The 24,895-nt window shown below is 44.4% G+C and carries 21 protein-coding genes; 7 read left to right on the top strand and 14 right to left on the bottom strand.

The genetic code is table 11. The features are described from left to right. Position 1 precedes the first annotated feature (1 nt). The 6 genes from aroK to pilM form a co-directional block, all read right to left on the bottom strand. The gene (aroK, locus tag MCT08_RS03000; protein ID WP_053309563.1) at positions 2-523 is read right to left on the bottom strand and encodes a shikimate kinase AroK; all 522 of its coding nucleotides are present in this window, start codon (positions 521-523) and stop codon (positions 2-4) included. 186 nt (positions 524-709) lie between these two features. Beyond that, positions 710-2,356 carry a type IV pilus secretin PilQ gene (locus MCT08_RS02995; RefSeq protein WP_420911159.1) on the bottom strand — a complete coding sequence of 549 codons (1,647 nt, stop codon included), beginning with the start codon at positions 2,354-2,356 and terminating at the stop codon, positions 710-712. Positions 2,357-2,445: 89 nt separating this feature from the next. Continuing rightward, positions 2,446-2,964: a pilus assembly protein PilP gene (locus MCT08_RS02990; RefSeq protein WP_261927586.1), complete on the bottom strand. Its 519-nt coding sequence runs from the start codon at positions 2,962-2,964 to the stop codon at positions 2,446-2,448. Further along, the gene (locus MCT08_RS02985; RefSeq protein WP_168520835.1) at positions 2,951-3,544 is read right to left on the bottom strand and encodes a type IV pilus inner membrane component PilO; all 594 of its coding nucleotides are present in this window, start codon (positions 3,542-3,544) and stop codon (positions 2,951-2,953) included. Before MCT08_RS02985 ends, MCT08_RS02990 begins: the two co-directional genes overlap by 14 nt. Then, a complete protein-coding gene (locus MCT08_RS02980) occupies positions 3,537-4,139 on the bottom strand; it encodes a PilN domain-containing protein (RefSeq protein ID WP_274677871.1) in 603 nt (200 codons plus the stop codon). Before MCT08_RS02980 ends, MCT08_RS02985 begins: the two co-directional genes overlap by 8 nt. Further along, positions 4,123-5,139: a type IV pilus assembly protein PilM gene (gene pilM, locus MCT08_RS02975; RefSeq protein ID WP_274677870.1), complete on the bottom strand. Its 1,017-nt coding sequence runs from the start codon at positions 5,137-5,139 to the stop codon at positions 4,123-4,125. The genes MCT08_RS02980 and pilM overlap by 17 nt, the downstream gene beginning before the upstream one ends. A gap of 143 nt (positions 5,140-5,282) precedes the next feature. On the opposite strand from pilM, the gene MCT08_RS02970 reads away from it, so the two are divergent. Further along, positions 5,283-7,802: a penicillin-binding protein 1A gene (locus MCT08_RS02970; RefSeq protein ID WP_261915063.1), complete on the top strand. Its 2,520-nt coding sequence runs from the start codon at positions 5,283-5,285 to the stop codon at positions 7,800-7,802. 59 nt (positions 7,803-7,861) lie between these two features. On the opposite strand, the gene oxyR is transcribed toward MCT08_RS02970, so the two are convergent. Beyond that, positions 7,862-8,752 carry a DNA-binding transcriptional regulator OxyR gene (gene oxyR / locus MCT08_RS02965; protein ID WP_274677869.1) on the bottom strand — a complete coding sequence of 297 codons (891 nt, stop codon included), beginning with the start codon at positions 8,750-8,752 and terminating at the stop codon, positions 7,862-7,864. 158 nt (positions 8,753-8,910) lie between these two features. On the opposite strand from oxyR, the gene MCT08_RS02960 reads away from it, so the two are divergent. From MCT08_RS02960 to MCT08_RS02950, 3 genes are all read left to right on the top strand, one after another. Then, entirely contained in the window at positions 8,911-9,639 is a 729-nt protein-coding gene (locus MCT08_RS02960) for a redoxin family protein (RefSeq protein WP_168520824.1), read from the top strand. Positions 9,640-9,720: 81 nt separating this feature from the next. Next, positions 9,721-11,193, top strand: a complete 1,473-nt coding sequence (locus MCT08_RS02955) for a dihydrolipoyl dehydrogenase (RefSeq protein WP_274677868.1) — start codon at positions 9,721-9,723, stop codon at positions 11,191-11,193. A gap of 141 nt (positions 11,194-11,334) precedes the next feature. Next, positions 11,335-11,595 (top strand): DUF3624 domain-containing protein, encoded by a 261-nt coding sequence (locus tag MCT08_RS02950; protein WP_053309573.1) that lies wholly within the window; start codon positions 11,335-11,337, stop codon positions 11,593-11,595. Between the two features lie 200 nt (positions 11,596-11,795). On the opposite strand, the gene argH is transcribed toward MCT08_RS02950, so the two are convergent. The 4 genes from argH to argC form a co-directional block, all read right to left on the bottom strand. Further along, positions 11,796-13,670: an argininosuccinate lyase gene (argH, locus tag MCT08_RS02945; protein ID WP_274677867.1), complete on the bottom strand. Its 1,875-nt coding sequence runs from the start codon at positions 13,668-13,670 to the stop codon at positions 11,796-11,798. A 239-nt stretch (positions 13,671-13,909) separates the two neighbouring features. Next, positions 13,910-15,130 carry an argininosuccinate synthase gene (locus MCT08_RS02940; protein ID WP_168520820.1) on the bottom strand — a complete coding sequence of 407 codons (1,221 nt, stop codon included), beginning with the start codon at positions 15,128-15,130 and terminating at the stop codon, positions 13,910-13,912. 99 nt (positions 15,131-15,229) lie between these two features. Next, entirely contained in the window at positions 15,230-16,024 is a 795-nt protein-coding gene (gene argB, locus MCT08_RS02935; RefSeq protein ID WP_172531883.1) for an acetylglutamate kinase, read from the bottom strand. Positions 16,025-16,047: 23 nt separating this feature from the next. Continuing rightward, positions 16,048-17,049 carry an N-acetyl-gamma-glutamyl-phosphate reductase gene (argC, locus tag MCT08_RS02930; RefSeq protein WP_261915061.1) on the bottom strand — a complete coding sequence of 334 codons (1,002 nt, stop codon included), beginning with the start codon at positions 17,047-17,049 and terminating at the stop codon, positions 16,048-16,050. A 156-nt stretch (positions 17,050-17,205) separates the two neighbouring features. On the opposite strand from argC, the gene argE reads away from it, so the two are divergent. From argE to MCT08_RS02915, 3 genes are all read left to right on the top strand, one after another. Then, on the top strand, positions 17,206-18,342 hold the full coding sequence (gene argE / locus MCT08_RS02925; RefSeq protein WP_274677866.1) for an acetylornithine deacetylase: 1,137 nt from the start codon (positions 17,206-17,208) through the stop codon (positions 18,340-18,342). A 236-nt stretch (positions 18,343-18,578) separates the two neighbouring features. Beyond that, positions 18,579-21,212, top strand: a complete 2,634-nt coding sequence (gene ppc / locus MCT08_RS02920) for a phosphoenolpyruvate carboxylase (RefSeq protein ID WP_168520812.1) — start codon at positions 18,579-18,581, stop codon at positions 21,210-21,212. Between the two features lie 361 nt (positions 21,213-21,573). Further along, positions 21,574-22,113: a PadR family transcriptional regulator gene (locus MCT08_RS02915; protein ID WP_053309580.1), complete on the top strand. Its 540-nt coding sequence runs from the start codon at positions 21,574-21,576 to the stop codon at positions 22,111-22,113. Between the two features lie 45 nt (positions 22,114-22,158). Here the strand turns inward: MCT08_RS02915 and cysE are convergent, their stop codons facing one another. The 3 genes from cysE to secB form a co-directional block, all read right to left on the bottom strand. Continuing rightward, on the bottom strand, positions 22,159-22,980 hold the full coding sequence (gene cysE, locus MCT08_RS02910) for a serine O-acetyltransferase (protein ID WP_168780560.1): 822 nt from the start codon (positions 22,978-22,980) through the stop codon (positions 22,159-22,161). Positions 22,981-23,072: 92 nt separating this feature from the next. Next, a complete protein-coding gene (gpsA, locus tag MCT08_RS02905) occupies positions 23,073-24,101 on the bottom strand; it encodes an NAD(P)H-dependent glycerol-3-phosphate dehydrogenase (protein ID WP_274677865.1) in 1,029 nt (342 codons plus the stop codon). Positions 24,102-24,381: 280 nt separating this feature from the next. Next, positions 24,382-24,849, bottom strand: coding sequence for a protein-export chaperone SecB (secB, locus tag MCT08_RS02900; RefSeq protein ID WP_053309583.1), 468 nt, complete (start codon positions 24,847-24,849; stop codon positions 24,382-24,384). Positions 24,850-24,895: the final 46 nt, after the last annotated feature.

Here is a 24,895-nt window from a genome sequence, read left to right as displayed (position 1 = left end):
CTTAAGAACGTTCTTCTAGCATTTTTACGATCTCGTTGGCTACCACTTTTGCACTTTGATCGTCGGTACGAACGGTGAAATCTGCGACTTCGTCGTAAAGGTCATTACGCTCACCGGCCAAAGATTCTAAGACTTCACGTGGATTGTCTGTTTGAAGCAATGGACGTTTTTTGTCACGGTTCGTACGTGCAAGTTGTTTTTCAATCGTCGTTTCAAGGTAGACCACAATACCACGAGCAGATAAACGATTACGGTTCTCTTTACTCTTAACAGAGCCACCGCCTGTTGCGAGTACAATACCTTGTTTCTCGGTTAGGTCATTAATTACAGCTTCCTCACGTTTACGGAAGCCCTCTTCACCTTCGACGTCAAATACCCAAGCGATATCTGCGCCTGTACGCTCTTCAATGACTGTATCAGAGTCTAAAAACTCCATATGCAGTTGTTGAGCAAGGTGTCTACCAATTGTACTTTTGCCGGCACCCATCGGGCCAACAAGGAAAATATTGCGTTTCTCAGCCATGTTTAGCAGTAATTTACAACGTTAATTCAATGACATCGCCACAAGATAGGCCAGTATTATACTAACCGTTACTATGTCTGTGGCACCTATTCCTCACAGATAATTCGTGATAAGACCCGAAATTATCTAGATATGGTGGCACTAATGCAACTTTATTTTTTAATCAAGGGCAATATCGTCAGTAAGTTATTGAATGACAACCTTGGGAGTCACAAAAATAAGTAGCTCACTTTTGCCCACCTGTTCATAAGAACGACGGAATAAAACACCGAGTAAAGGCAAGTCCCCCAACAGCGGTACTTTATCAACCGTATTACTAATGCTGTGTTGAAAAATCCCACCCAAAACAACGGTTTCACCATTATTAACCAGTACTTGTGTGCCAATACGCTGTGTGTTGATGGCTACCGCCTCTCCTGTACCTGTTTTGACCACTTCCCCTGGTCTATCTTGAGTCACACTCAAATCCAACACTAAACGGTTGTCTGGAGTGATTTGTGGTGTGACTTTTAGGCTCAGCACTGCTTTTTTAAAAGAAACGCTGGTTGCCCCGCTAGAGGAAGATTCGAGATAAGGAATTTCTGTCCCTTGTTCGATATAGGCTGGTTTTTTATTGGTAGTGATCAAACGAGGACTCGAAATAATTTCTGCTTTTGATTCGCGCTGTAGAGCTGAAAGCTCTAAATCCAACAACAAATCAGACCCGAGCTTCGCCACCTGAAAAGCGATACTTGAGGCATTAGCTGATGTTGCGGCAAGGTTTACATTCAAAAAATCATCAACTGGCAATGTACTTTCATTTAACAAACCGGCTTGGAACAAATTGCTTTCAATACTTCCTCCTACCGTGTTGTCACCATTGGTCGATGTAAAACCCCAACGCACACCGAGTTCATCTAAGTTACCTTCATTGACGGCCACAATTCTTGCTTCGATTTGCACTTGTTTCACCGGAATATCAAGTGCTGCGATAATGTGCCGAATTACACTAATATTATCGGGAAGCTCGCGGATTAGTAGCGAGTTTGTTCGTTCATCAACGCTAATTGAACCGCGCTGAGAAAGCATGCTCAGGGGACCTTCGCCACCGATCATTTCGGCAATATCCGATGCTTTAGCAAAGTTAATATTAATAATCTCAGAGTGAAGATCCCCTAACTCTTCAGCCAAACGTGCTTTCTCTAGTTGCTGCTTTTCTCTACTGTCTAACTCCTGCTTAGGAGCCACTATAATCACATTACCCTCAACGCGCTTATCTAACCCTTTAACTTGTAAGATAATATCAAGGACTTGCTGCCAGGGTACACCATCAAGGCGCAGTGTCAGGTTGCCAACAACCGAGTCAGACACCACTAAATTGAACTCGTTATAGTCCGCGATAAGTTGCAACACACTACGCACAGGAATGTCTTGGAAGTTAATCGAAATTAATTTGCCTTCGGCTGCCAATAGTTGTTTATTTTGTGGCGCTTCTTCTTGAGTGAGTGGACTCATGACCACCTCAAGATACTTTCCCTTTAAACGGTAATCGTACTGGTATTGACCATTGATGGTAACCAATAACTGTGTGTTCGATTCTTTACGAAAGACTTCTATGCTTTCAACTAACGTTGCAAAATCTTGCACATCCAATACAGATAGCTTTTCGTCTTGCACCTTGGTTTCTAGTAATTCAATGCTTAGGCCTTTTGTCGCTTTTTGCACATTAACCGCTACCGATGGCGAGACAAGCTCAACAATCAATACCGCCTCTTGGTTTTTATTGACTCGAAAATCGATATGCTTGAGTTCATTATGCAACTGAGCCTGCGCAGCAATACTTAGGCTAACCATACTCAAAAGCAGGCTGCATAGAAGACCCCGAAAGACCATGACCATCTGTATATAATCCTTTATTTTTAATTGATTTGATTCACTGTCTATTACAGAGCCAATTTGACATTGCGTTTATTCCAACAGCCCAAACCATCTGGCACGATTTCATTAATGAGTAAGTAATTGGCGTCGACACGGGTCACCTTGCCGTGATTTTCACCTACATATTGCCCGGCTTTAATTATGACCACATTGCCTTGTGGGGTCTGTATCAAAGCGGATACCGAACCATCGCGGCTCATCAATCCTTTTAGCCTCAGTTCGCTCAAAGTGTAACGCTCAAGCAAACCACTTCTTGAACGACTTGGCGGTTGCCAACAATCAGCTTTCGCCGTTGGGTGGTTCGCCACTATAGCCTCAGGAGGCAACAGAAAAGGTTCGCGGCCTGCACGCTGCTCATAGCGTGCCACGTTCAATGGAATCAACGGTTTTAGTTCTGCCGTCTCTTTTAACGCTTGACCTTCCACTTGCGAGACATAATCACTCAGCGAATCTTGATTGGCTTTACAGCCAACCAACCCACTGAACATGAGAAAAAACATCACCAAAAACCTATTGAATTCCATCGTCAACCTCAGGCTTAAACTGATAGGTATAGGCACGTACCCTAAAATGCAGCGTGCTACTTTCCTGACTAACTCTCTGCCAATCAGCATCATCAAAATTGATGATGCGCGGCAACTTGGCAATTGCTTGTGAAAATTCACCAATATCGTGATAGTCACCAGTCAACTCGATATTCAAAGGCAAGCGGTATAAGAAATCTTGATTTTGCTTTTCACCCCAATCAATGCGAGTAAATGTCAGTGAGCTTTCTAACCCTAATTGATTAACCGCAGCCAACATACTGGCTAACTCCTGTTGCACGGGTAACTGGCGTAGTAAAAAATCATAGCGTAGAGCCAATTCATCAAGCTGAGCTTGCAAGTACGGTAGAGTTGCCGCTTTACTTGCTTTTATCTTTAGTGTCGTTTTTAGCAGCGGCTCTTGCTGCTTTAAAAGCTGTAATTGATCATTTTTAGGCATCAAATAAAACCAAGCACCGATGCCTTGGAGAATCAGTATCAACAGTACAATCACAAGTAACTGAGGTAACAAAGGCCATTCTGTTATCTCATCTAAATCCAAATCTTGAAAACTAACCACGCCGACCTCCCTCATTGGTGCTCTCCATTGAAGGGCGGCTATTCGGTGTAGGAGCATGAAACATAAAAGAGAGACTAAATGTCTGGAACGCTTTACCAAATCGTTGCTTACCATGCACTATCGAATGCATTTCCACTTCAGCTAATAACGGTGATTTTTCTAAATTGTCTAACATAGTGGCCAAGCGCGCTGTACTATCACCAATACCCATCACTTCAATTTTTTGCCCCTGCATTTTGAGCTTATCAATATAAACGCCTTCAGGTATCAACTGCGGCATCAGGTTCATCAACTGAGTGGTTGTATTGCGCTGCCGCTGTAAAGACTCGACCACAGACAAACGAGTCAATAATGCCTTGTGTTCTTGTTCGGTCAGTTTTAAAGCATTAATTTGTGTATCGAGCTTTTGAATATAGTGATTGAGGTAATCTAAACGCGACTGCTGATACTGCGCTTGCTCCGTAAGATAAAGACTAATCCCCCACTGAATACCTAACGCGCATATAACTCCTAGCATCGTCAGTCCAATAAAGCGGCGTTGATGTGCAGCTCTTTGTTGTTCACGCCAAGGCAATAAGTTAATACGCTGCAACATGCCGATTCTCCCACCACTCAATGCCTCGCAGTGCCATGCCAGCGGCTGTACTAAAACGCGCCCCTTCAGTTAGCATTCCCTTTTTCGGAGAAGCTTGCAGATCAAACAAAGAAAAGGGGTTTAAAATTTCACATTGAAGATTCAAACGGTAAGTAATTTCAGCGGCTAATTTTGGAGTGCTTGCTCCTCCACCGCAAAGCCAAACCCCCGATAGTCGACCCGCGCCATTGATTGACGTAAACAGTTGAATCTGCCTTTGTAAGCGCTCAATTAACTGATCAATAAATCGCTCTGCGTTATCCACTGGTTTGGCGTTAGCACCATGCGCATCCGATTTCTGTTCCAACCACTGACAACCAAGTGCAATGGTTTTATGAAAAGGAGCCTTATCACTAAAGTCGATACACAACGTTATTTGCGTATAGCCCACGTCCATGAGTAACCAATCGTTGCGCTGGTTGGTTTGGCTGGCTAACTGCCAAATGTGTAATAAACTGTGCGCTTGCATGTCGATATTGATGGGTGTAAAGCCCGCTTTTTGCACAGCTAAAACTCGGCAATCCACCACTTCTTTGCGGATTGCATATACTTGATAATGCTCTGTTGGACCCCGAGAATGTTTTTTTTCGGCTACTTTGACAAAATCGAGACTTAACTCTTGCATTGGAAAAGGAGATTGATGAGAAAATGCCTGATAAATGGCGAACTCTTTTTCACGAACATCAAGAGAGCTATCTATTTGTAATACTTTGCTAATTACTGCATTGTCCGGTACTGAAACTGCGACTTTATGACTAAATAATGGTAACCCCTTTCTTAGTTCTTTGAGTTTCTTTACAATTTTCTGATAATTCAGTGTGTGGTTATCGAAGAAAATGTCTTCAGTAATAGGTAATTCGTTGTACCCAACCAGTACATACGACCCACTCACTGGCTTTAAGACCACCGCTTTAATACTATGGTGGCCAATATCTATACCCGTAACTAATGATTTACCCATGCGGCTTAGCTCCAGTGACTATGCTCGGCTCAACGCGCTTATTTTGAGGTTAAATAAGCAATAATTTATTTTTAGAGCTAAGTTTTTAGCCTAGAGTACAAGGGTTTGCATTAGGGCAACCTCTACTAAACAGGGATTATCCGGTGAAGTTCATAAAGCGTTTGTTCATACTGTCATTGATTTGCATTATTCTTGGAGTCACTACAATATTTGGCTTCTATTTTTACGTGAAGCCAGATCTTCCTGATGTCGCGACTTTGCGCGATGTTCAATTACAGACTCCAATGCAAGTCTATAGCCAAGACGGCAAGCTCATATCTCAGTTTGGTGAAAAGCGCCGCATTCCATTGCGCCTTGAAGAGATGCCACCCGAACTTATCGAAGCAATCATTGCCACCGAAGACAGTCGTTTCTATGAACACTATGGTTTCGACCCAATAGGTATCACCCGTGCCGCAATTGCCGTTGTCGCATCAGGCAGTGCTAAGCAAGGGGCAAGTACGATTACTCAACAACTTGCGCGCAACTTCTATCTCTCAAATGAGAAGAAGATTATGCGAAAAATTAAAGAGATTTTTATTGCCATTCATATTGAGCAATTGCTGAGCAAACAAGAAATTTTAGAGCTTTATCTTAATAAAATTTACCTTGGTTACCGTTCATATGGAATTGGCGCGGCTGCACAGGTTTACTTTGGTAAAGAAGTGAAGGATTTGACGCTGAGTGAAATTGCACTGATTGCAGGTCTACCAAAAGCCCCATCCACCATGAACCCTATTTACTCTGTTGAGCGAGCCACCAACCGCCGCAACGTTGTACTACAGAGAATGCTCGATGAACGATACATCACCCAAACACAATATGAGCAAGCGCGTAATGAACCTTTGATGTCGAAATATCACGGTGCAGAAATCGAGCTAAACGCACCTTATGTGGCTGAAATTGCCCGAGCGTGGATGGTTGAGCGCTACGGTGAAGAGGCTTACACATCAGGTATGATTGTGACCACCACCGTCGATTCTAAGCAGCAACAAGCCGCCAACAATGCGGCGATCAATAACCTACTTGCGTATGATGAACGCCATGGTTATCGCGGTGCAGAAAAAATCGTTTGGAAAGAAGACCAAGCCGCTCTTAGCCAACAGCAAATGGACGACCATTTGAAAAATGAACCGACTTATGGTGATTTGTCCCCAGCCATTGTAACAGCGGTGAGTAATAAATCAGCAAGCGTATGGGTTAAAGGACAAGGACAACAAGATATTCAGTGGGATGGCATGAACTGGGCACGCCGCTTCTTGAGCGATGAACGTCAAGGACCTGTTCCCAACAAAGCGAGCGATATTTTAGCGGTTGGCGAACAAATTTGGGTACGTAACGTAGCCAAAACCAACAGCGATGCGAATAGCGACACTGAAAATGAGATACAAAACTTAGAACCACAATGGCATTTAAGCCAAGTTCCTAATGCTAACACCGCTTTTGTTGCCATGGATCCTGAAAATGGCGCAGTATTAGCATTGGTTGGTGGCTTTAACTTTGTCCACAATAAGTTTAACCGTGCCACTCAATCAGTCCGTCAAGTTGGTTCCAGTATTAAGCCATTTATTTATTCAGCAGCGATTGATAAAGGGATGACTTTGGCGACTTTAATTAATGATGCGCCAATCAATCAATGGGATAAGAGCCAAGGCACGGCATGGCGTCCCAAAAACTCGCCACCGACTTATATTGGTCCAACACGTTTACGCATTGGTTTAGCACAGTCGAAAAACGTTATGGCCGTGCGAGTACTGCGTGCTGTCGGTCTTGATGAAACGCGAGAGTACCTGACTCGATTCGGCTTCGACATTAACCAAGTACCACGCTCAGAAACCATAGCATTAGGTGCTGGGAGTTTAACGCCAGTTAAAATGGCGCAGGGTTACTCGGTCTTTGCTAACGGTGGTTATTATGTTGAACCGTATTACATCAGCAAAGTCGAAGGTCCATTTGGTGATTTAGAATACCAAGCTACGCCCAAAGTGGTCTGCCACCAACAATGTACGACGGTGGTAGAAAACGAATTTGCAGAACAAGATGTTGAAACCAACTATGCTCCACAAGTGATTTCAGAGCAAAATGCCTTCTTGGTTCGCGAAATGATGTACAGCAACATTTGGGGGGGCGGTAACTGGCGTGAAGGCACTGGCTGGAATGGTACAGGTTGGCGTGCACAACAACTCAAACGCAGAGATATTGGCGGAAAAACCGGTACCACCAATGACTCTAAAGATGCTTGGTACAACGGTTATGCACCAGGTGTCGTCGCCATTGCATGGGTCGGATTTGATGATCACAATCGTAATTTAGGTAGAACCACCGAAAACAGTAACGTCGATGATGACGGTGTTTCTGGGGCTGAAGCCGGAGCAAAAACTGCGCAACCCGCTTGGATCGAGTTCATGCGTCAATCATTGGTCGATGTTCCTGCGCAAAATAAGCTGGTGCCAGCCAACATCGTACGGGTACGTATTGATAGAGAAACTGGTTTATTAACCAACAAATTTGATTCAAGTTCCATGTTCGAATACTTCGTTCAAGGTACTGAACCCAAAGAATATGTTGCAGAAAGAGTAACCGACAGCGTGTACTCATCTTCTGCTGGTGAAGAACTGTTTTAATACCAATAGTAGCCAATAACGGTTAGCAAAGAGGCTGATATTCCTATCAGCCTCTTTTTTTATTTTGCTTTTAATTTCAATGTGATCGCATTGGCAAGTTGTTCAAAGCGCTGTCTCAGTGGGGAGCCTGGACGATAAGATAAAACCAAACTGCGCGATGGAACTGGGTTGACTGCTTTCACGTAGCAGACGCCATCTTTTTCTTTTTCGGCAGGTAAAGATAACTCTGGTAATAAAGTAATACCCGCCCCCGCCGCCACCATATTACGCAACGTTTCCAAACTGGTCGCTTTAAAGCGTTCGTCATCTTTTGCACCAGCAGCAAAGCAAAAGCCTAGCGCCTGATCTCGCAAGCAGTGGCCATCACCTAATGCCAATACTGTGCGACCATTTAGCTCAAGCATGTCCAATTCATCTTTCTGCGCCCATTCATGGCCAGTAGGCACAGCAATGCTCAGTGGCTCGTTATAAATCTCTATCTCTTTAAATGGTGCCGTTTCAGCAACAGAAGCGAGAATTAAACAATCGAGTTTTCCTTCTTCTAATTGACGAACCAACTGCTGAGTTTGAGCTTCATGTAAATACAGCTCTAGATCAGGAAACTGCTCTTTTAGATAAGGAACAATGCGCGGCAAAAGATAAGGCCCCACCGTAGGAATAAAGCCGATATGAATGGGTCCACTCATTGAGCCCCCTTGACCACTGGCCATATCTTTGAACGTTTTGACTTCACTAAGAATACGTTTTGCCTGCTCAACCAACTGCAAACCTGAATCGGTAAACAATACTCGGCGACTACTGCGTTCCAGTAATACCGTTCCTAATTCATCTTCTAATTTACGAATTTGGCCACTCAACGTGGGCTGACTCACAAAGCATGCCTCTGCCGCTTTGCGGAAATGTTTATGCTCAGCTAATGATACTAAGTATTCAAAATCACGGATGTTCATTTTTAGCCTCAATAGAACCCACCTATCAAAACCATAGCATCAAACGATTAGAGCTATCAAAGAATTTCTTTAATAATAGCTTCAACAGAGCAGAGTACGGTTGGGAATAAAACCACCACGCTCAACAATAATTACTCACAAATTAAAAGGAAACGACTATGTTCGCATCAAAAGAAGGCCAAGCTGTTCCACAAGTTACTTTTCCAACACGTCAAGGTGATGCTTGGGTCAATATCACTACTGATGAACTTTTCAAAGGTAAGACAGTGATCGTATTTAGCTTGCCTGGTGCATTTACACCAACTTGTTCATCAAGCCATTTACCACGCTATAACGAATTGTTCCCAGTATTTAAAGAGCATGGTGTTGATGAAATCCTATGTGTATCAGTCAACGATACCTTTGTCATGAACGCTTGGAAAGATGACCAAGAAGCTGACAACATCACCTTCATCCCAGATGGTAACGGTGAATTTACCGATGGTATGGGCATGCTAGTTGACAAAAATGACCTAGGTTTTGGCAAACGTTCATGGCGTTACAGCATGCTAGTGAAAGATGGTGTGGTAGAAAAAATGTTCATCGAACCAAACGAACCGGGTGACCCGTTCAAAGTATCTGATGCAGACACTATGCTAAAACACGTAGCACCAGAGTATAAAACACAAGAATCGATCACTGTATTTACCAAGCCTGGCTGTCCTTTCTGTGCCAAAGCGAAACAAAACCTGATTGACCACGGTCTGCAATATGAAGAAGTGATTCTAGGTAAAGATGCAACGACTGTAAGCTTACGAGCTATCACAGGTCGTACGACGGTTCCTCAAGTATTTATCGGTGGTAAACACATCGGCGGTAGCGAAGAACTAGAAGCTTACTTAGGTTAATCACCCTCAGTCCTAGGGAGTACTCCCTAGGACCTCCCCCAACGAAAACAATGACATATCCAGAATAAAGAGAAGAGCATTATGAAACAATTAAACGTTGATGTTGCCGTAATTGGTGGAGGTACCGCTGGGCTTGGTGCTTACCGTGCAGCAAAAGCACATACCTCAAGCGTAGTTATGATTGAAGGTGGCCCGTACGGTACAACTTGCGCTCGAGTTGGCTGTATGCCCTCGAAGTTACTCATTGCCGCCGCTGAAAGTGCGCACAACATTGAAAAAGCGCCAGCGTTTGGTGTGCACCCACAAGGTGAAATTGTGATTAATGGCCGCGAAGTGATGGATCGCGTTAAACGCGAGCGTGACCGCTTTGTTGGGTTTGTACTGGAAGGGGTAGATGAGATCCCTGCTGAAGATAAGATCTCTGGCTATGCTCAGTTTGTCGATAACCATACATTGACCGTTGATGATCACACTCAAATTAATGCCAAACGCATCGTGATCGCCACAGGATCGCGCCCCGCTTATCCTGCTATCTGGAATGAATTAGGTGATCGTCTTGTTATTAACGATGATGTATTTGAATGGGATGACTTACCACAAGCGGTTGCCGTATTTGGACCGGGCGTTATTGGCTTAGAACTAGGTCAAGCGCTGCACCGCTTAGGTGTTAAAGTAAAACTGTTTGGTTTAGGCGGTCAAGTTGGTCCATTAACTGACCCTGAAATCATGGCTTATGCTGATAAAGCATTCAAAGAAGAATTCTATTTAGATGCAGATGTTAAAGTAGAAAGCATGAAACGCATCTCCTCACTTGATGGGCAAGGTGAAGATAAGGTTGAGATTCAATTTATCAACCATGAGGGGCAGCTTGAAATTTTCATTGTTGATTATGTATTGGCCGCAACGGGACGTCGTCCAAACGTTGATAAGCTAGCAATTGACAATACCGATATAGCCCTGGACGAACGTGGCATACCAACCGCGGATCATTACACGCTGCAAACCTCTGTCGATAATATTTTTATCGCTGGTGATGCAAGTAATCAAATCCCACTACTGCATGAAGCGGCAGATCAAGGTCGTATTGCTGGTGATAACGCCGGGCGCTATCCTGATATTCGCGCTGGGCATAGACGCTCAGTGATTTCCGCAGTATTTTCTGACCCACAGATTGCGATGGTTGGCGAAACCTATAAACAGTTAACGACACGTTTGGGCAATTGCGGCTGTTTTGCAACAGGTGAAGTATCATTCGAGGGGCAAGGTCGTTCACGTGTGATGCTACGTAATAAAGGGCTATTGCATGTTTATGGCGAGCAAGGCACAGGCCGCTTCTTAGGCGCAGAGATGATGGGGCCAAACGCTGAACACTTAGCACATTTACTCGCTTGGGCGCATCAAAACCAAATGACGATTTCACAAATGTTGGATATGCCATTTTACCATCCAGTCATTGAAGAAGGCGTTCGCACCGCACTGCGTGACTTAAATGCCAAACTGCATCTGGGGCCAGAGATGATCAAACACTGTTTGGATTGTGGTCCTGGCTGTTAATTTACCCTTCGATTACCACGGTCGCTGCAATGCGGCCGTTTTTGATCGTGCTTCTGTTCTGACTGAATTTGTGGCCACTTATTTCTTGAGACGGATTGAAAGGTATATACTGCTGATATCTATTGTCTACGCTCGGTCACTATGTCTTGTAATCACTGCAAACAATCATGGTTTTGGAAAAAAATAGGCCGCTGTCAACGTTGTATGGACCAACTCACAACGCTGTCTGTACTGTGCTGGGTCGTGTGGTGGTGGCTATGCAAGGACAATCCGAAAAGCATCGAATCAATAGCATTACTAATGGCAGGATTTACTTTTAATGGGCTTTTATTTCTACATCTATGGATGAAGTTTGTGATTCTTCCTTGGCGTAAACGTAATGGTAGCCAAGACAACCATTGATCGCCCTGCCAACACTTCTTCTCTTTCCGACTAAAAGAAAAAAGCCCCAAAACCAATATCAGGTCTGGGGCCTTCTTAGATTCTTCTAAGAAAAAGCAGTGGTATTTGTATAGACCGGGCTTTTCCTTATTTGTTCCCCAAAAATCGATCTTTTTTAGATCTTTTCAAGAAAATACATTTAACCTATAAGATTCATTGTGTTATGCAACCTTAACCTTAGCGATAACTTGTTCGACCAAATTAATTTCTAGGGCAACTTCATCACACGCATGCTGACGAGGACATTGCTCACAATCTTTCAGCACTTTCTCTGGCAGTAATGTTTTTGAGGTCGGGATAAAGTCATGCTTCATAAAGAACTCTGGCGTACGCGTTAATACAAAGACTTTTTTAATCGCCATTTGACGAGCTTTGTTAACTAAATACGAGACAATAGCTCGCCCTTGTCCTTGACCTTGCCAGCCAGCTTCCACTCCCAATGAGCGAATTTCCGCTAAACCTGAATCATAGACATATAACGATGCGCAACCTGTAACTTCACCATGATGCTCAGCAACCGCAAACGAACCAATATCTCGCACTAGTTCATTGCGTGAACGAGGTAAGTTTTCACCCATATTCGCCCAGTAAGTCACCATGCTTTCTAACGTTTCGATATCAGTCAAACGCGCAGGACGAACTTTCACCGCCGTAGTGTCGCGTTTATCTAGCCGTGCTTGTGCTTGCTCAACCGCATAAGCCACTTGAGTCGGCGAGACACCACCCAACGCGCTACGTTTTTCCAAACACGATTCAATGGTCAAAATGGCGTACACGTCATCTTCAATTACTGGCGAAAATTCTTGCAGTTCAGCAATCGATAATTCTTCTAATGCACAACCTTTAGCGATAGCACCGACCACCGCCACACCCACAATATGGTGAGCTTCACGGAAAGGAATCCCTTTAGCGACCAAGTAATCAGCGAGTTCTGTTGCGTTGGCATAACCTTGTTTAGCGGCTTCAAGTGTGCGTTCACCATTCACTTTGATACCATCAAAACACAAGGCCGCCATTTCCATGCAATCATTCCAAGTGTCGAGCGCATCAAACAGCCCTTCTTTGTCTTCTTGCATATCTTTGTTATACGCCAATGGTAGCGCTTTAACGGTCATCATCATGCCAGCCAACGCCCCATAAACCCGACCCGTTTTACCCCGAATAAGCTCTAACGCGTCTGGGTTTTTCTTTTGTGGCATCAAGGAAGAGCCAGAGGTCACGGTATCCGCCAGTTCAATAAAGCCAGACTCACCAGAGTTGTAGAAGATCATATCTTCAGCCAAACGCGATAAATGCAGCATAGAGATCGACGCAATCGACATCAATTCCATCACATGATCCCGATCCGACACAGAATCTAGTGAGTTACGCGTAGCACGACGAAAACCTAAGTTATGAGCTAACTGCTGACGATCAATAGGGTATGCCGTTCCTGCTAGTGCACCAGAACCCAATGGGCAGGTGTCTAAACGCCTAATTGCATCGTGTAGACGAGAATAATCACGCTCAAACATTTCTACATAGGCTAAGCACCAGTGAGCAAAGGTCACAGGTTGAGCGCGTTGTAAGTGCGTATAACCTGGTAATACTGTCGCTTGATGTTGCTCCGCCACTGAGACCAGTTGCGTTTGTAAACGGTCTAAGCCAAGCAGTAGCTGTTGCCCTTGCTGGCGGCACCACAATTTTAAATCCGTCGCGACTTGGTCATTACGAGAACGTCCCGTATGCAGTTTTTTACCCAAATCACCGACTTTGCCGATCAATTGCTGCTCTACCCACGAGTGAATATCTTCAGCATCAGAGCGTAGGATCTGCTCTGGGTCTTCCATCACTTCCAGTTTTAACTCATTGAGCGCAAGTTCTAGCTTTTGTTGCTCTTCTTCGCTTAATACGTTCACCGACAACAGGGCTTTAGACCATGCTATAGAACCCACAATGTCTTGCTCAGCCAATCGGTAGTCAAAGCGAAGTGAATCGTTAAACTCTTTGAACCTAGTGTCTGCTGCTTGGGTAAATCTGCCGCCCCATAGTGCCATTGTGTCTCTCCTAAATGCTCGCTATTCACTGCGTGTGCAACGATGGAATCTGATTGAACTCAGTTTCTTTTTTGTATGGTGATAACTTACCGCAGCCTGAAGGAAAAACAAAGTAAAAATTCACTTATTTCACATAATTATTCATGAATTTTAAATTTTAATTTATCATTCAAGGTTACTGTAACAACAAAGCCCATTTGCTAAGCAAATGGGCTTCATAATACGCTAATCAACGAAGGTTATTGGTTTTTCTTTGCTTCGTTAAGTGCTCTGATTCTGCTTGCTAGTGAGTAAAGGCGAATGAAACCACCAGCATGACTTTGGTCATACACTTCATCTTCACCGAAGGTAGCAAACTCTTCAGAATACAAGCTGTTTTCAGAACGTTTTTGAGTCACTGTCGCTTGGCCTTTATACAGCTTAACCACCACCTCGCCGTTGACGTCTTGGGCTAACTGGTCAGCCGCTGCCATGATCGATTTACATAGTGGAGTAAACCAACGACCATCGTAAACAAGGTGTGATGCTTTAACGCCTAATTCTTCACGGAATTCAAAAGACGCTTTATCCAACACTAATTGTTCAACGGCACGCAGCGCTTCCATCATGATGGTGCCCCCTGGAGTTTCGTAACAACCACGAGACTTCATACCAACCAAACGGTTTTCAACGATATCAATACGACCCACACCATGTTTTGAGCCCTTCTCATTGAGATAAACCAGTGCGTTATATGGCGTCATCAGCTCTCCATCAACACCCACGACTTCACCTTGGGCAACTTGCAAAGTCACGTATTCTGCTTCGTTAGGCGCTTGTTCTGGATCAACTGTCCATACCCAACAATCTTCGTTTGGTGCATTCCACGTATTTTCAAGCACGCCACCTTCGGTTGAGATGTGCCATGCGTTGGCATCACGTGAGTAGATCTTAGTTAAAGAAGCGGCACACGGAATGTTACGCTCTGCTAGGTAATCCAGACACTCTTCACGGCTAACAAGATCCCATTCACGCCATGGTGCAATCACATGTAGGTCCGGTGCTAACGCGGCAAACGCGCCTTCAAAACGCACTTGGTCATTACCTTTACCCGTACAGCCGTGGCACAGTGCATCCGCGCCCACTTTACGCGCAATTTCAACTTGCGCTTTGGCAATGATTGGACGAGCCATTGACGTTCCAAGTAGGTATTTACCCTCGTAGTAAGCGCCTGTTTTTAGTGTTGGATAGATGTATTCAGCAACCATCTCTTCTTTTAGATCCACTACGTAGCATTCTGAAGCGCCTGACGCTTTAGCTTTCTCTTCAATGCCGACTAATTCTTCTTCACCTTGGCCAACATCAGCGACAAAAGCCACGACTTCACAATCATAATTCTCTTTTAACCACGGAATGATCACTGATGTATCTAGACCGCCAGAGTATGCGACAACTACTTTATTAACTTGAACTTTGCTCATTTTACTTCTCCAATTTTCCCGGCGCTGCGCTTGGCGGTCAGTGCTCTGGGTTACTTCTTATCGAAAGTCGTTATTAAACAACTTACCAAAATTTTTAATTTATGACTGAGGCAAGAATTGTGTACCAATGCTCTCGCCCGCAAATAATTTGCTTAGCTTATCTGGGTAGCGCCATGTAGCGACTTGAATAGGACGACCTAAATCATTGGCGGCTTCTAATGCTGCTTTGACTTTGACGATCATGCCGTCGGTAATCACTTTACCTGCAATCAGTGCATTAGCCTGTTGTTCATTGAGACTAGCAAGAAGGTGCCCCTTACCATCCAATACACCACTAACGTCTGAAAGCAGTACCAACTCAGCATCTAATGCGCCTGCCACCGCAACCGCAGCTTGGTCCGCATTAATATTCATCATCTGACCTTCAGCAGTCAGACCGATCGAACTAATGATTGGCAAACCACCAGCAGCAAGAATGGCTTGTAGAATTTGCGAATCCCCTGGTGATGCTTTCCCCACCGCGCCGAGTTCTGGATCCAACTCTTCCACTTTACACAACCCACCGTCAGCCAGAGATAAGCCAACCGCGTTCAAACCATCTTTAATCGCCTGACCCTGTAGCATCTTGTTAGCAGTTCCTGCTAACGCACCAACAATCAACGGAATTTGCTCGTAAGGCGTTACCCGTAAACCGTCTTTTTTCACAGTTTTCAGTTGTAGTTTCGCCATTAGCTCGTCCACTAGGTAGCCCCCACCGTGAACGATGACAATTCGTCGCTGAGCTTGGGCTTGATACTGTGCGATTGCGCCAAACAATTTGCTTAGCGTGTCCGAACAAGACAGCGCCGCGCCGCCTAACTTAATCACTAATGGATTTTGCTTTGTATCTGTCATATTTAACCCTTACGCTTGGTGGCTTACACCAAAGCTGTTAGCTCAGAAAAACCGTAATGAATGTTTAAACACTGCATCGCTTGGCTTGATGCACCTTTTAATAAATTGTCTATCGCCGAGACGACGATAATATGCTCACCTTGTACTCGCCAGCCGAGGTCACAAAATGGCGTAAACTCGACATCTTGAATTCTTGGTAATGTTTGCTTAATTCTGACCGCTGGTTTATTGGCATAAGCCAGCTCAAATGCTTCAAGCACTTGCTGCTCAGAGACACCGTGAGCCAGTTTCATGGTGATAGTCGCTAAAATGCCACGCTTAAAATTGCCAAGGTGAGGAGTGAAAATCACCTCACAACCAAGATGCGTCGCAATTTCTGGTTGATGACGATGCGTAAATACACCGTAAGGCTGTAAGCTGACTTCGCAAAAGCTATTGGTTAAGCTCGCTTTTCTGCCTGCACCAGTCACACCACTGATTGCGTTGATAACTGGCCACTGCTTACTATCAAGTAGTCCAGCTTCCACCAATGGTTTAATCGCGAGTTGCGATGCCGTTGGGTAACAACCTGCAACAGCAATCAGTTGGCTTTGTTGGATCGCCTCAGCATTCCATTCAGCTAAACCGTAAACAGCTTGTTCTAGCCACTGCGCATGTTTGTGCTCAAAGCCGTAGTAATTTGTGTAGAAATCATCACCTTGAACTCGAAAAGCACCAGAAAGGTCGAAAACCTGACAACCTTGCTCAAGGAAAATCGGCGCCAAATCATGGCTAACCTCATGAGCGGTTGCTAAAAACACCACATCACATTCACTGGCTGCTTTGGCTGGATCAACCAATGGTTGAATCGACATATCCACAACACCCGCAAGCTTGCCATGCAGCTCTGCCATTGGCTTTCCTGCATCTAGACTATTGGCGGAAACATATAAACCTGATAGCGTGAGTTGTGGGTGCTTTTGCACCATGTAAGCCAACTCAGCTCCGGTATAACCGCTAGCTCCGATAATTGTGGTTTTTAACATCTTGTGACATCCAGTTTCAAAGTAAAAAAGACAATTCAAAAATGACTATAAATTTCAGAAAACACCGCATATTTCGGTTTTTTATTCACACAAAGTGATTTAATATGTGTTTTACCTTCTCGCGATTACTCTGTCAATACTAGGAGCAAAGATAATATGCAATTACCCAGTTTTCTTGAGGTCTATGAAGGCCTGATTTCGACCTCTTCCATTAGCTCCACTGACTCGAGCTGGGATGAAGGTAATGAAAATGTGATTAATAAGATGTCAGAGTGGTTTTCCAGCTTAGGTTTTACAGTTGAAACCATTGCCGTTGCTCCTGGCAAATACAACCTAATCGCGAAAAAAGGCAGCGGTGAAGGTGGATTGCTGCTTGCGGGGCACAGCGACACAGTCCCTTTTGATCAAGGACGTTGGAGCTTTGAACCTCACGCACTGACTCAAGCCAATGATCGTTTCTATGGATTAGGAACGGCCGATATGAAAGGATTTTTTGCATTCATTTATGAAGCGGTGAAGAAGGTCGATTGGAGTAAACAGAGTAAACCGCTGTATGTACTGGCAACGTGCGATGAAGAAACCACCATGCTTGGTGCTCGTCATTTTACTGAGAATGCCCCCTTCCAACCGGATTACTGCATTATCGGTGAACCCACCAGTTTGGTGCCTATTCGTGGTCATAAAGGACACGTAGCGAATGCCATTCGAGTGACGGGTAAATCTGGCCACTCATCTGACCCAGCTTTGGGGGTAAATGCGATAGAGATTATGCACGAAGTGATGTATGCATTAATGCAACTGCGTGACAAACTGGTCAAAGAGTATCATCACCCGGGGTTTGCCATCCCTAATCCAACCTTAAATTTGGGCCATATTCATGGTGGCGATAGCCCGAACCGTATCTGTGGTTGCTGTGAGCTGCATTATGATGTTCGCCCGCTACCAGGCATCAGCTTGGATGGATTAGATAACATGCTACGTGGCGCACTCAACGAAGTTGCGGCTAAATGGCCGGGCAGGATTGAAATTACCGCATTGCATGAAGCGATCCCAGGTTATGAATGTCAGCATGACCACCCCTTTATCGGAGGGGTTGAAGAGATCTGTAACACACCTTCTGAGACAGTTAATTATTGTACCGAAGCACCGTTTTTACAGCAGTTATGTCCAACGTTAGTACTTGGACCAGGTTCCATAGACCAAGCCCATCAACCTGATGAGTTCTTGGCCTTCGAATTTATTGATCCAACCATCAATGTACTGTCAAAAGCGATGTACAAATACTGCTTCTAAGAACGACATTCTCGAAGATGAAAATATACAGCGCCTTAAAGGGTCCACCTTTAAGGCTTTTTTTGTAATAAAATTTCAGTAATTAATGCAAATTATTCATCAAGACGTCAAAAACCGTAACATAAGCAATAAATGGAAACTTAGTCTGCTTTATTTGACTCGGAAGGGATCTTTTCGCTAGATTGTGTACCTAGCAAGGAACATTGGATGTAATTTTTTTACAAGGCAGGACGACAATGAACGAAAAATACGCTGCGCTCAAAAGTAACGTGAGCATGCTTGGCCGGTTGCTAGGCAATACCATACAGGATGCTCATGGTGACGTTATCTTAGAGAAAGTGGAAACCATCCGAAAGCTTTCCAAATCAGCACGTAACGGTAATCAAGCCGACCGAGACAGTTTGGTAGAGGAAATTAAAAACCTTCCTAATGAACAGCTCACTCCCGTTGCTCGCGCTTTCAACCAATTTCTAAACTTAACCAACATGGCTGAGCAATACCATACTATTTCTCGTCACTGCGAAGAACACGTTTGTGAACCAGATGCCATCAGCTCTCTGTTTGCCAAACTTAATCAAAATAAAATCAGCAAACTGGATGCCGCTCAAGCGGTACGTGATCTGAATATCGAGCTCGTTCTCACCGCTCACCCAACAGAAATCACACGCCGTACCATGATCAACAAATTGGTTAAGATCAATGAATGTCTATCGAAACTTGAATTGAGCGATCTCTCTTTCAAAGAGCGTCAAAAAACCGAGCGCCGTTTAGAACAATTAATCGCCCAAAGCTGGCATTCCGATGTTATCCGTAAGCAGCGCCCAACCCCTCTTGATGAAGCAAAATGGGGGTTTGCGGTAGTAGAAAATTCATTATGGCAAGCCATACCAGAGTTCTTACGTGAATTCGATGAGCGCCTAGAAAGTTACTTAGGCGAAGGGCTACCGATTGATGCGCGCCCAGTGCATATCTCATCTTGGATGGGTGGAGACCGCGACGGTAACCCATTCGTTACTCACACTATTACCCGTGAAGTGCTGTTACTTTCTCGTTGGAAAGCAGCTGACCTGTACCTTGGCGACATCAATGAATTAGTCAGTGAACTATCAATGACTAAATGCAGTGATGCATTGCGAGCGCTTGCTGGTGAAGATGAACACGAACCTTACCGTGCAATTCTAAAGCGTTTACGTACGCTATTGACTGAAACCACGGAAGTACTTGAAGCGAAAATCAATGGTCAGCAATTGGCACGCAAAGCGCCGCTTCAGCATATCGACCAATTATGGCAGCCGCTGCTGGCATGCTATCAATCACTGCATGAATGTGGCATGGGTGTCATCGCTGACGGTTCGCTACTTGACACACTACGCCGTATCAAAGCTTTTGGCGTGCATTTAGTACGTTTGGATATCCGCCAAGAAAGTACTCGTCATTCCGATGTACTGTCTGAGCTGACACGCTATCTAGGCATTGGTGATTACGACCAGTGGAGTGAGCAAGACAAAATTGCTTTCCTAACTAATGAACTCAGCTCAAAGCGCCCCCTATTGCCGCGTGACTGGCAACCATCAGAGCCAGTTCAAGAAGTGCTCGATACCTGTAAGATTATTGCCGCACAACCTCGTGAAGCCTTTGGAGCATATGTCATTTCCATGGCTCGTACCGCATCAGATGTGCTCGCAGTACACTTATTACTGCAAGAATCTGGCTGCCCTTATCGCATGGATGTCTGTCCACTATTTGAAACATTGGATGACTTAAACAATGCCGAAGCGGTCATCAACCAATTGATGAGTATTGATCTCTACCGCGGCTTTATTCAAAACCATCAAATGGTGATGATTGGCTATTCTGATTCTGCTAAAGATGCAGGTGTAATGTCAGCCGGTTGGGCGCAATATCGCGCAATGGATGCTCTGGTTAAAGTTAGCGAAGAAGCGGGCATTGAACTGACACTATTTCATGGCCGTGGCGGTACGATTGGTCGTGGTGGTGCGCCAGCGCACGCAGCGCTACTTTCCCAACCACCAAAAAGCTTGAAAGGTGGCCTACGCGTAACCGAACAAGGCGAGATGATTCGTTTTAAACTTGGTTTGCCAGAAGTGGCCATTAACAGCTTCAATATGTACGCTAGTGCAATTTTGGAAGCCAACCTACTTCCACCGCCAGAGCCAAAACAAGATTGGCGTGATTTGATGGATGTTTTATCAGAAGTATCTTGTGAGTCATACCGCAACATTGTGCGTGGCGAACCAGACTTTGTGCCTTATTTCCGTCAAGCAACCCCTGAACTAGAACTGGGTAAATTACCTCTCGGTTCTCGTCCCGCCAAACGTAATCCAAATGGTGGGGTTGAAAGCTTACGTGCTATTCCTTGGATTTTTTCTTGGAGCCAAAACCGCCTAGTACTTCCTGCATGGTTAGGGGCTGGTGAAGCGATTCAATACTCGATAGATAAAGGACACCAAGCGCTACTTGAAGATATGTGTCGTGAATGGCCGTTCTTCTCCACACGCTTAGGCATGCTGGAGATGGTGTATTCTAAGTGCAACATCGAAATTTCACGCTACTACGATGAACGCTTAGTCGATGAATCGCTGCGTCCACTAGGTGATCGTCTGCGCACTCAACTCCAGAAAGACATCAAAGCAGTGCTTAATGTGGAAAACAACGAGAATTTGATGCAAAGCGACCCTTGGGGTCTTGAATCAATTCGTCTGCGTAATATCTATGTTGAGCCATTGAATATGCTGCAAGCAGAGTTGCTCTATCGTACCCGTCAAACAGAGACCCCATCGGTAGAATTAGAAGAAGCACTAATGGTAACGATTGCTGGCATAGCAGCAGGAATGCGTAATACAGGTTAAATGGTAGTTTTTTATTCCATAAAAACAAAAAAAGGTCGCATTATGCGGCCTTTTATTTTGACCGAATAAAATTATTGAGAATATTATCAGCTTTTTAGGTATTCACACCCAAAGTATTCCACTTTATGCTTATTATTTAGATATAATACCGCTCCTCTGCGAAACCATATAAACACAACAAATCGCAGATTGGTATGCGCAATGCGTACTACCTCCTAGGTGATAAACGGCTTTTAAGGTGACACAACCAACATACGATAAGTTGGTGTTGCTTAAACTCAACCAAGATTGATGCCATCAGAAGCACAACAAGAGTTTACGCGATTGGTTTCATCGTTTATTAACCATTTGGATTGAAGACATGTCATTACCACACGTTATCTTAACCGTTCTGAGCACACGCGATGCCACAGGTTACGACATCACGAAAGAGTTCTCAGCTAGCATTGGCTACTTTTGGAAAGCCAGCCACCAGCAAGTTTACCGTGAATTAAATAAAATGGGTCAAAATGGCCTTGTTACTTGCGTATTAGAGCCTCAAGAAGGTAAGCCTGATCGTAAAGTTTACTCCATCACGGATTTAGGTCGTCGAGCATTAGGTGAGTGGTTTGATCAACCGACTGCACACCCGACTGTTCGTGACGAATTCAGTGCTAAGCTTATCGCTTGTGCTGTACAGCCAGCAACGCCTTACCGAGTTCAACTGGGTGAGTTAATCGAAGAGTCAAAGAAATTAGTTGCTCATTACCAAGAGATTGAATCTGCGTACTATGCAACGCCTGCGACCTTAGATAAGCAACAACGTCTTGAACGCCTGACACTGCGTCGCAACCTTTTGCTTCGTCAAGCTTGGGTTGAATGGGCAGAAGAAGTGCTTGTTGAACTTGACGCCATGGCTTAACGCCAGCGATAAAAAAAGGTGATGCAAAAGCATCACCTTTTTTATTTAAATACCATCACCGCCGATAAAGCTTTGCGAGCGACCATTAAACTGCTGATCCATATCTAAAGAAGGCTTATCGGTTTGCGGACGACCGACAATTTTAGCCGGAACGCCAGCTACCGTGGTATGTGGGGGAACCGCTTGCAGTACCACAGAGCAAGAACCAATTTTAGCCCCCTCACCCACTTCAATATTGCCTAGAATTTTGGCACCAGCACCAATCATCACACCTTCACGAATTTTCGGGTGACGATCACCACATTCTTTACCTGTACCGCCAAGTGTCACATCCTGCAAAATTGAGACATCATTTTCCACCACAGCGGTTTCACCAATCACAATACCTGTCGCGTGATCCAACATAATACCGCGACCAATTCGAGCTGCTGGATGAATATCGACCTGACAAGCCACTGAGATTTGATTTTGGAAATAAGTTGCCAAAGCGACACGCCCTTGTTTCCATAACCAATTGGCAACACGATATCCTTGCAATGCATGATAGCCTTTCAGGTAAAGCAGAGGCATCGAGTACATAGAAACCGCAGGGTCACGATTAACCGTCGCGCAAATATCACACGCCGCCGCTTCGGTAATGCTGCAATCAGCGGCAAAAGCTTCTTCAACCACCTCACGTACTGCCATGGCTGGCATCGACGCAGTGTTCAGCTTATTGGCTAATATGTAGCTCAGTGCTGAACTTAAGCTATCATGCTTGATGATGGTGGCATGATAAAAGCTAGCCAGCATCGGTTCTTGTTCTGATTGCTCACGTGCCTCTTTGACTATCGCTTGCCAAACTTTGAATTTTTCGCAATGTTTCATCGTTGGTTCATTACCCTTACCAATTCAATCCCTAGAGCGTCAATGTAGATTGCCGTGCGATGAGTCTCCTCACCGATACTATGGGCAATGAATTATCGTTCCGCTTTTTTATCGCGTGCCAGCAGATCTTGAGCCGCCATACGTGCATCTTTACCTTGATACAACACTTGATAGATTTGTTCAACTATTGGCATCTCAACACCCATTCGCTGTGCTAGCACCCATACTTCTTTAGTATTACGGTAACCTTCAACCACTTGGCCAATTTCTTGTTGAGCAGTATCCACCTCTTTGCCTTGTCCCAATGCTAAACCAAAACGACGGTTGCGTGATTGGTTATCAGTACAAGTCAGTACTAAATCGCCTAACCCAGCCATGCCCATAAAGGTTTCCGGCTGTGCCCCTAGCGCAGCACCAAGGCGACACATTTCCGCCAAACCGCGAGTGATTAACGCTGTACGGGCATTGGCACCAAAACCGATACCATCAGACATCCCGGCTCCAATTGCTATCACATTCTTAACCGCACCACCTAATTGCATGCCGATAAAATCACTATTGGCATAAACTCGAAACGTTTTGCTACAGTGGATTTTTTCTTGCAGCTCTTTCACAAACTGCTCATCAGGCGACGCAACAGAAATTGCCGTAGGCATGCCCATCGCTAGCTCTTTGGCAAACGTTGGACCAGACAATACCGCTAATGAATAATGATCGCCTATCACATCGTGTGCTACATCTTTCAATAAACGTCCAGTTTCCGGCTCCAACCCTTTGGTTGCCCAGCAGATCCGAGAGTTCTCTCTCAAATACGGTTTGAGACTCTTCAAGACAATACCAAACACATGACTTGGTACCACAACCAATAGATCTCGGCTCGCTTGCACCGCTTTTTGTAAATCAGACTCGATAATTAGTGACGGTGGAAAATCAATATTGGGCAAAAACTCATGGTTAGCACGATCAGCCTCAAGGCGAGCCATATGCTCAACTTCATGTCCCCAAAGAACAACATTTGCGCCATTACGCGCCAGAGAAATCGCCAGAGATGTACCGTAAGAACCAGCACCAATCACTGTCATTGCAATCTCTTTGCCGTAAATACTTTTAGGATCTGTCATTGTTTCGCCCATTAACTATTAGTGTATTTATTTTATACCTAAACCATTTTCAGTGTTGCTCTTAAACAATTTATAAAATGGCTTAGGTATCATTCTGCTGATGCTGCTTACCATTTATTAGCCTTGGGCAGTCAAACAAACTAAGCCTTGGTAATAAAAATTAAACAGAGACAAATAAAAAATGCACATCGCACCGTCAGTCTTTGGGATGCTTTGTGCATTTTTAATCATTAAGAGCCGTGAAAATAAACCGCCCCTTAAATGCTAACGCTGATAGCGATTAAGCCTCAGCTTGTTCACCTTGAGACGCTTGCTGTTGTAGATAGTTCATAAACAATGCATCAAAGTTAACTGGTGCAAGGTTAAGTTGTGGGAATGTACCCTTAACCACCAAGCTAGAAATAGTTTCACGAGCGTATGGGAATAGAATGTTAGGGCAGAATGCACCTAAACAATGAGCCAATTGGCCTGCTTCCATTTTATCTGCAGTGAAGATACCACCTTGTTGAACTTCGCATAGGAATGCGTTTTCTTCAGCATTTTTTACAGTAACCGTTAGACGCAGCACAACTTCGTATACACCTTCACCAAGCTCACGGCTTTGAGTGTCTAGATCCAGCTTCACATCTGGATTCCACTCTTTTTGAAACATCGTTGGTGAGTTTGGAGCTTCAAAAGAAACATCTTTTAGGAAGATACGTTGAATTGCGAAATTTTGTTGTGCGTCTTGTTGTGCTGCTTCAGCCATTGTTTAATCCTTAAATACTTACAAATTCTGTGTTGTCTTGAGACTA

Origin of the sequence: Vibrio aestuarianus (genome assembly GCF_028858425.1) — a bacterium.
GTDB classification, from domain to species: Bacteria; Pseudomonadota; Gammaproteobacteria; order Enterobacterales; family Vibrionaceae; genus Vibrio; species Vibrio aestuarianus.
This window is presented reverse-complemented; position numbering and strand designations above follow the sequence as displayed.

Coding starts and splice junctions, on each gene's coding strand:
- argH (WP_274677867.1), bottom strand. CDS start 13,670: ATGGCACTATGGGGCGGCAGATTTACCCAAGCAGCAGACACTAGGTTC.
- MCT08_RS02955 (WP_274677868.1), top strand. CDS start 9,721: ATGAAACAATTAAACGTTGATGTTGCCGTAATTGGTGGAGGTACCGCT.
- pilM (WP_274677870.1), bottom strand. CDS start 5,139: ATGGGTAAATCATTAGTTACGGGTATAGATATTGGCCACCATAGTATT.
- argE (WP_274677866.1), top strand. CDS start 17,206: ATGCAATTACCCAGTTTTCTTGAGGTCTATGAAGGCCTGATTTCGACC.
- gpsA (WP_274677865.1), bottom strand. CDS start 24,101: ATGACAGATCCTAAAAGTATTTACGGCAAAGAGATTGCAATGACAGTG.
- secB (WP_053309583.1), bottom strand. CDS start 24,849: ATGGCTGAAGCAGCACAACAAGACGCACAACAAAATTTCGCAATTCAA.
- oxyR (WP_274677869.1), bottom strand. CDS start 8,752: ATGAACATCCGTGATTTTGAATACTTAGTATCATTAGCTGAGCATAAA.
- MCT08_RS02950 (WP_053309573.1), top strand. CDS start 11,335: ATGTCTTGTAATCACTGCAAACAATCATGGTTTTGGAAAAAAATAGGC.
- MCT08_RS02960 (WP_168520824.1), top strand. CDS start 8,911: ATGTTCGCATCAAAAGAAGGCCAAGCTGTTCCACAAGTTACTTTTCCA.
- argB (WP_172531883.1), bottom strand. CDS start 16,024: ATGACAGATACAAAGCAAAATCCATTAGTGATTAAGTTAGGCGGCGCG.
- MCT08_RS02980 (WP_274677871.1), bottom strand. CDS start 4,139: ATGTTGCAGCGTATTAACTTATTGCCTTGGCGTGAACAACAAAGAGCT.
- ppc (WP_168520812.1), top strand. CDS start 18,579: ATGAACGAAAAATACGCTGCGCTCAAAAGTAACGTGAGCATGCTTGGC.
- argC (WP_261915061.1), bottom strand. CDS start 17,049: ATGTTAAAAACCACAATTATCGGAGCTAGCGGTTATACCGGAGCTGAG.
- aroK (WP_053309563.1), bottom strand. CDS start 523: ATGGCTGAGAAACGCAATATTTTCCTTGTTGGCCCGATGGGTGCCGGC.
- cysE (WP_168780560.1), bottom strand. CDS start 22,980: ATGAAACATTGCGAAAAATTCAAAGTTTGGCAAGCGATAGTCAAAGAG.
- MCT08_RS02940 (WP_168520820.1), bottom strand. CDS start 15,130: ATGAGCAAAGTTCAAGTTAATAAAGTAGTTGTCGCATACTCTGGCGGT.
- MCT08_RS02915 (WP_053309580.1), top strand. CDS start 21,574: ATGTCATTACCACACGTTATCTTAACCGTTCTGAGCACACGCGATGCC.
- MCT08_RS02995 (WP_420911159.1), bottom strand. CDS start 2,356: ATGGTTAGCCTAAGTATTGCTGCGCAGGCTCAGTTGCATAATGAACTC.
- MCT08_RS02990 (WP_261927586.1), bottom strand. CDS start 2,964: ATGGAATTCAATAGGTTTTTGGTGATGTTTTTTCTCATGTTCAGTGGG.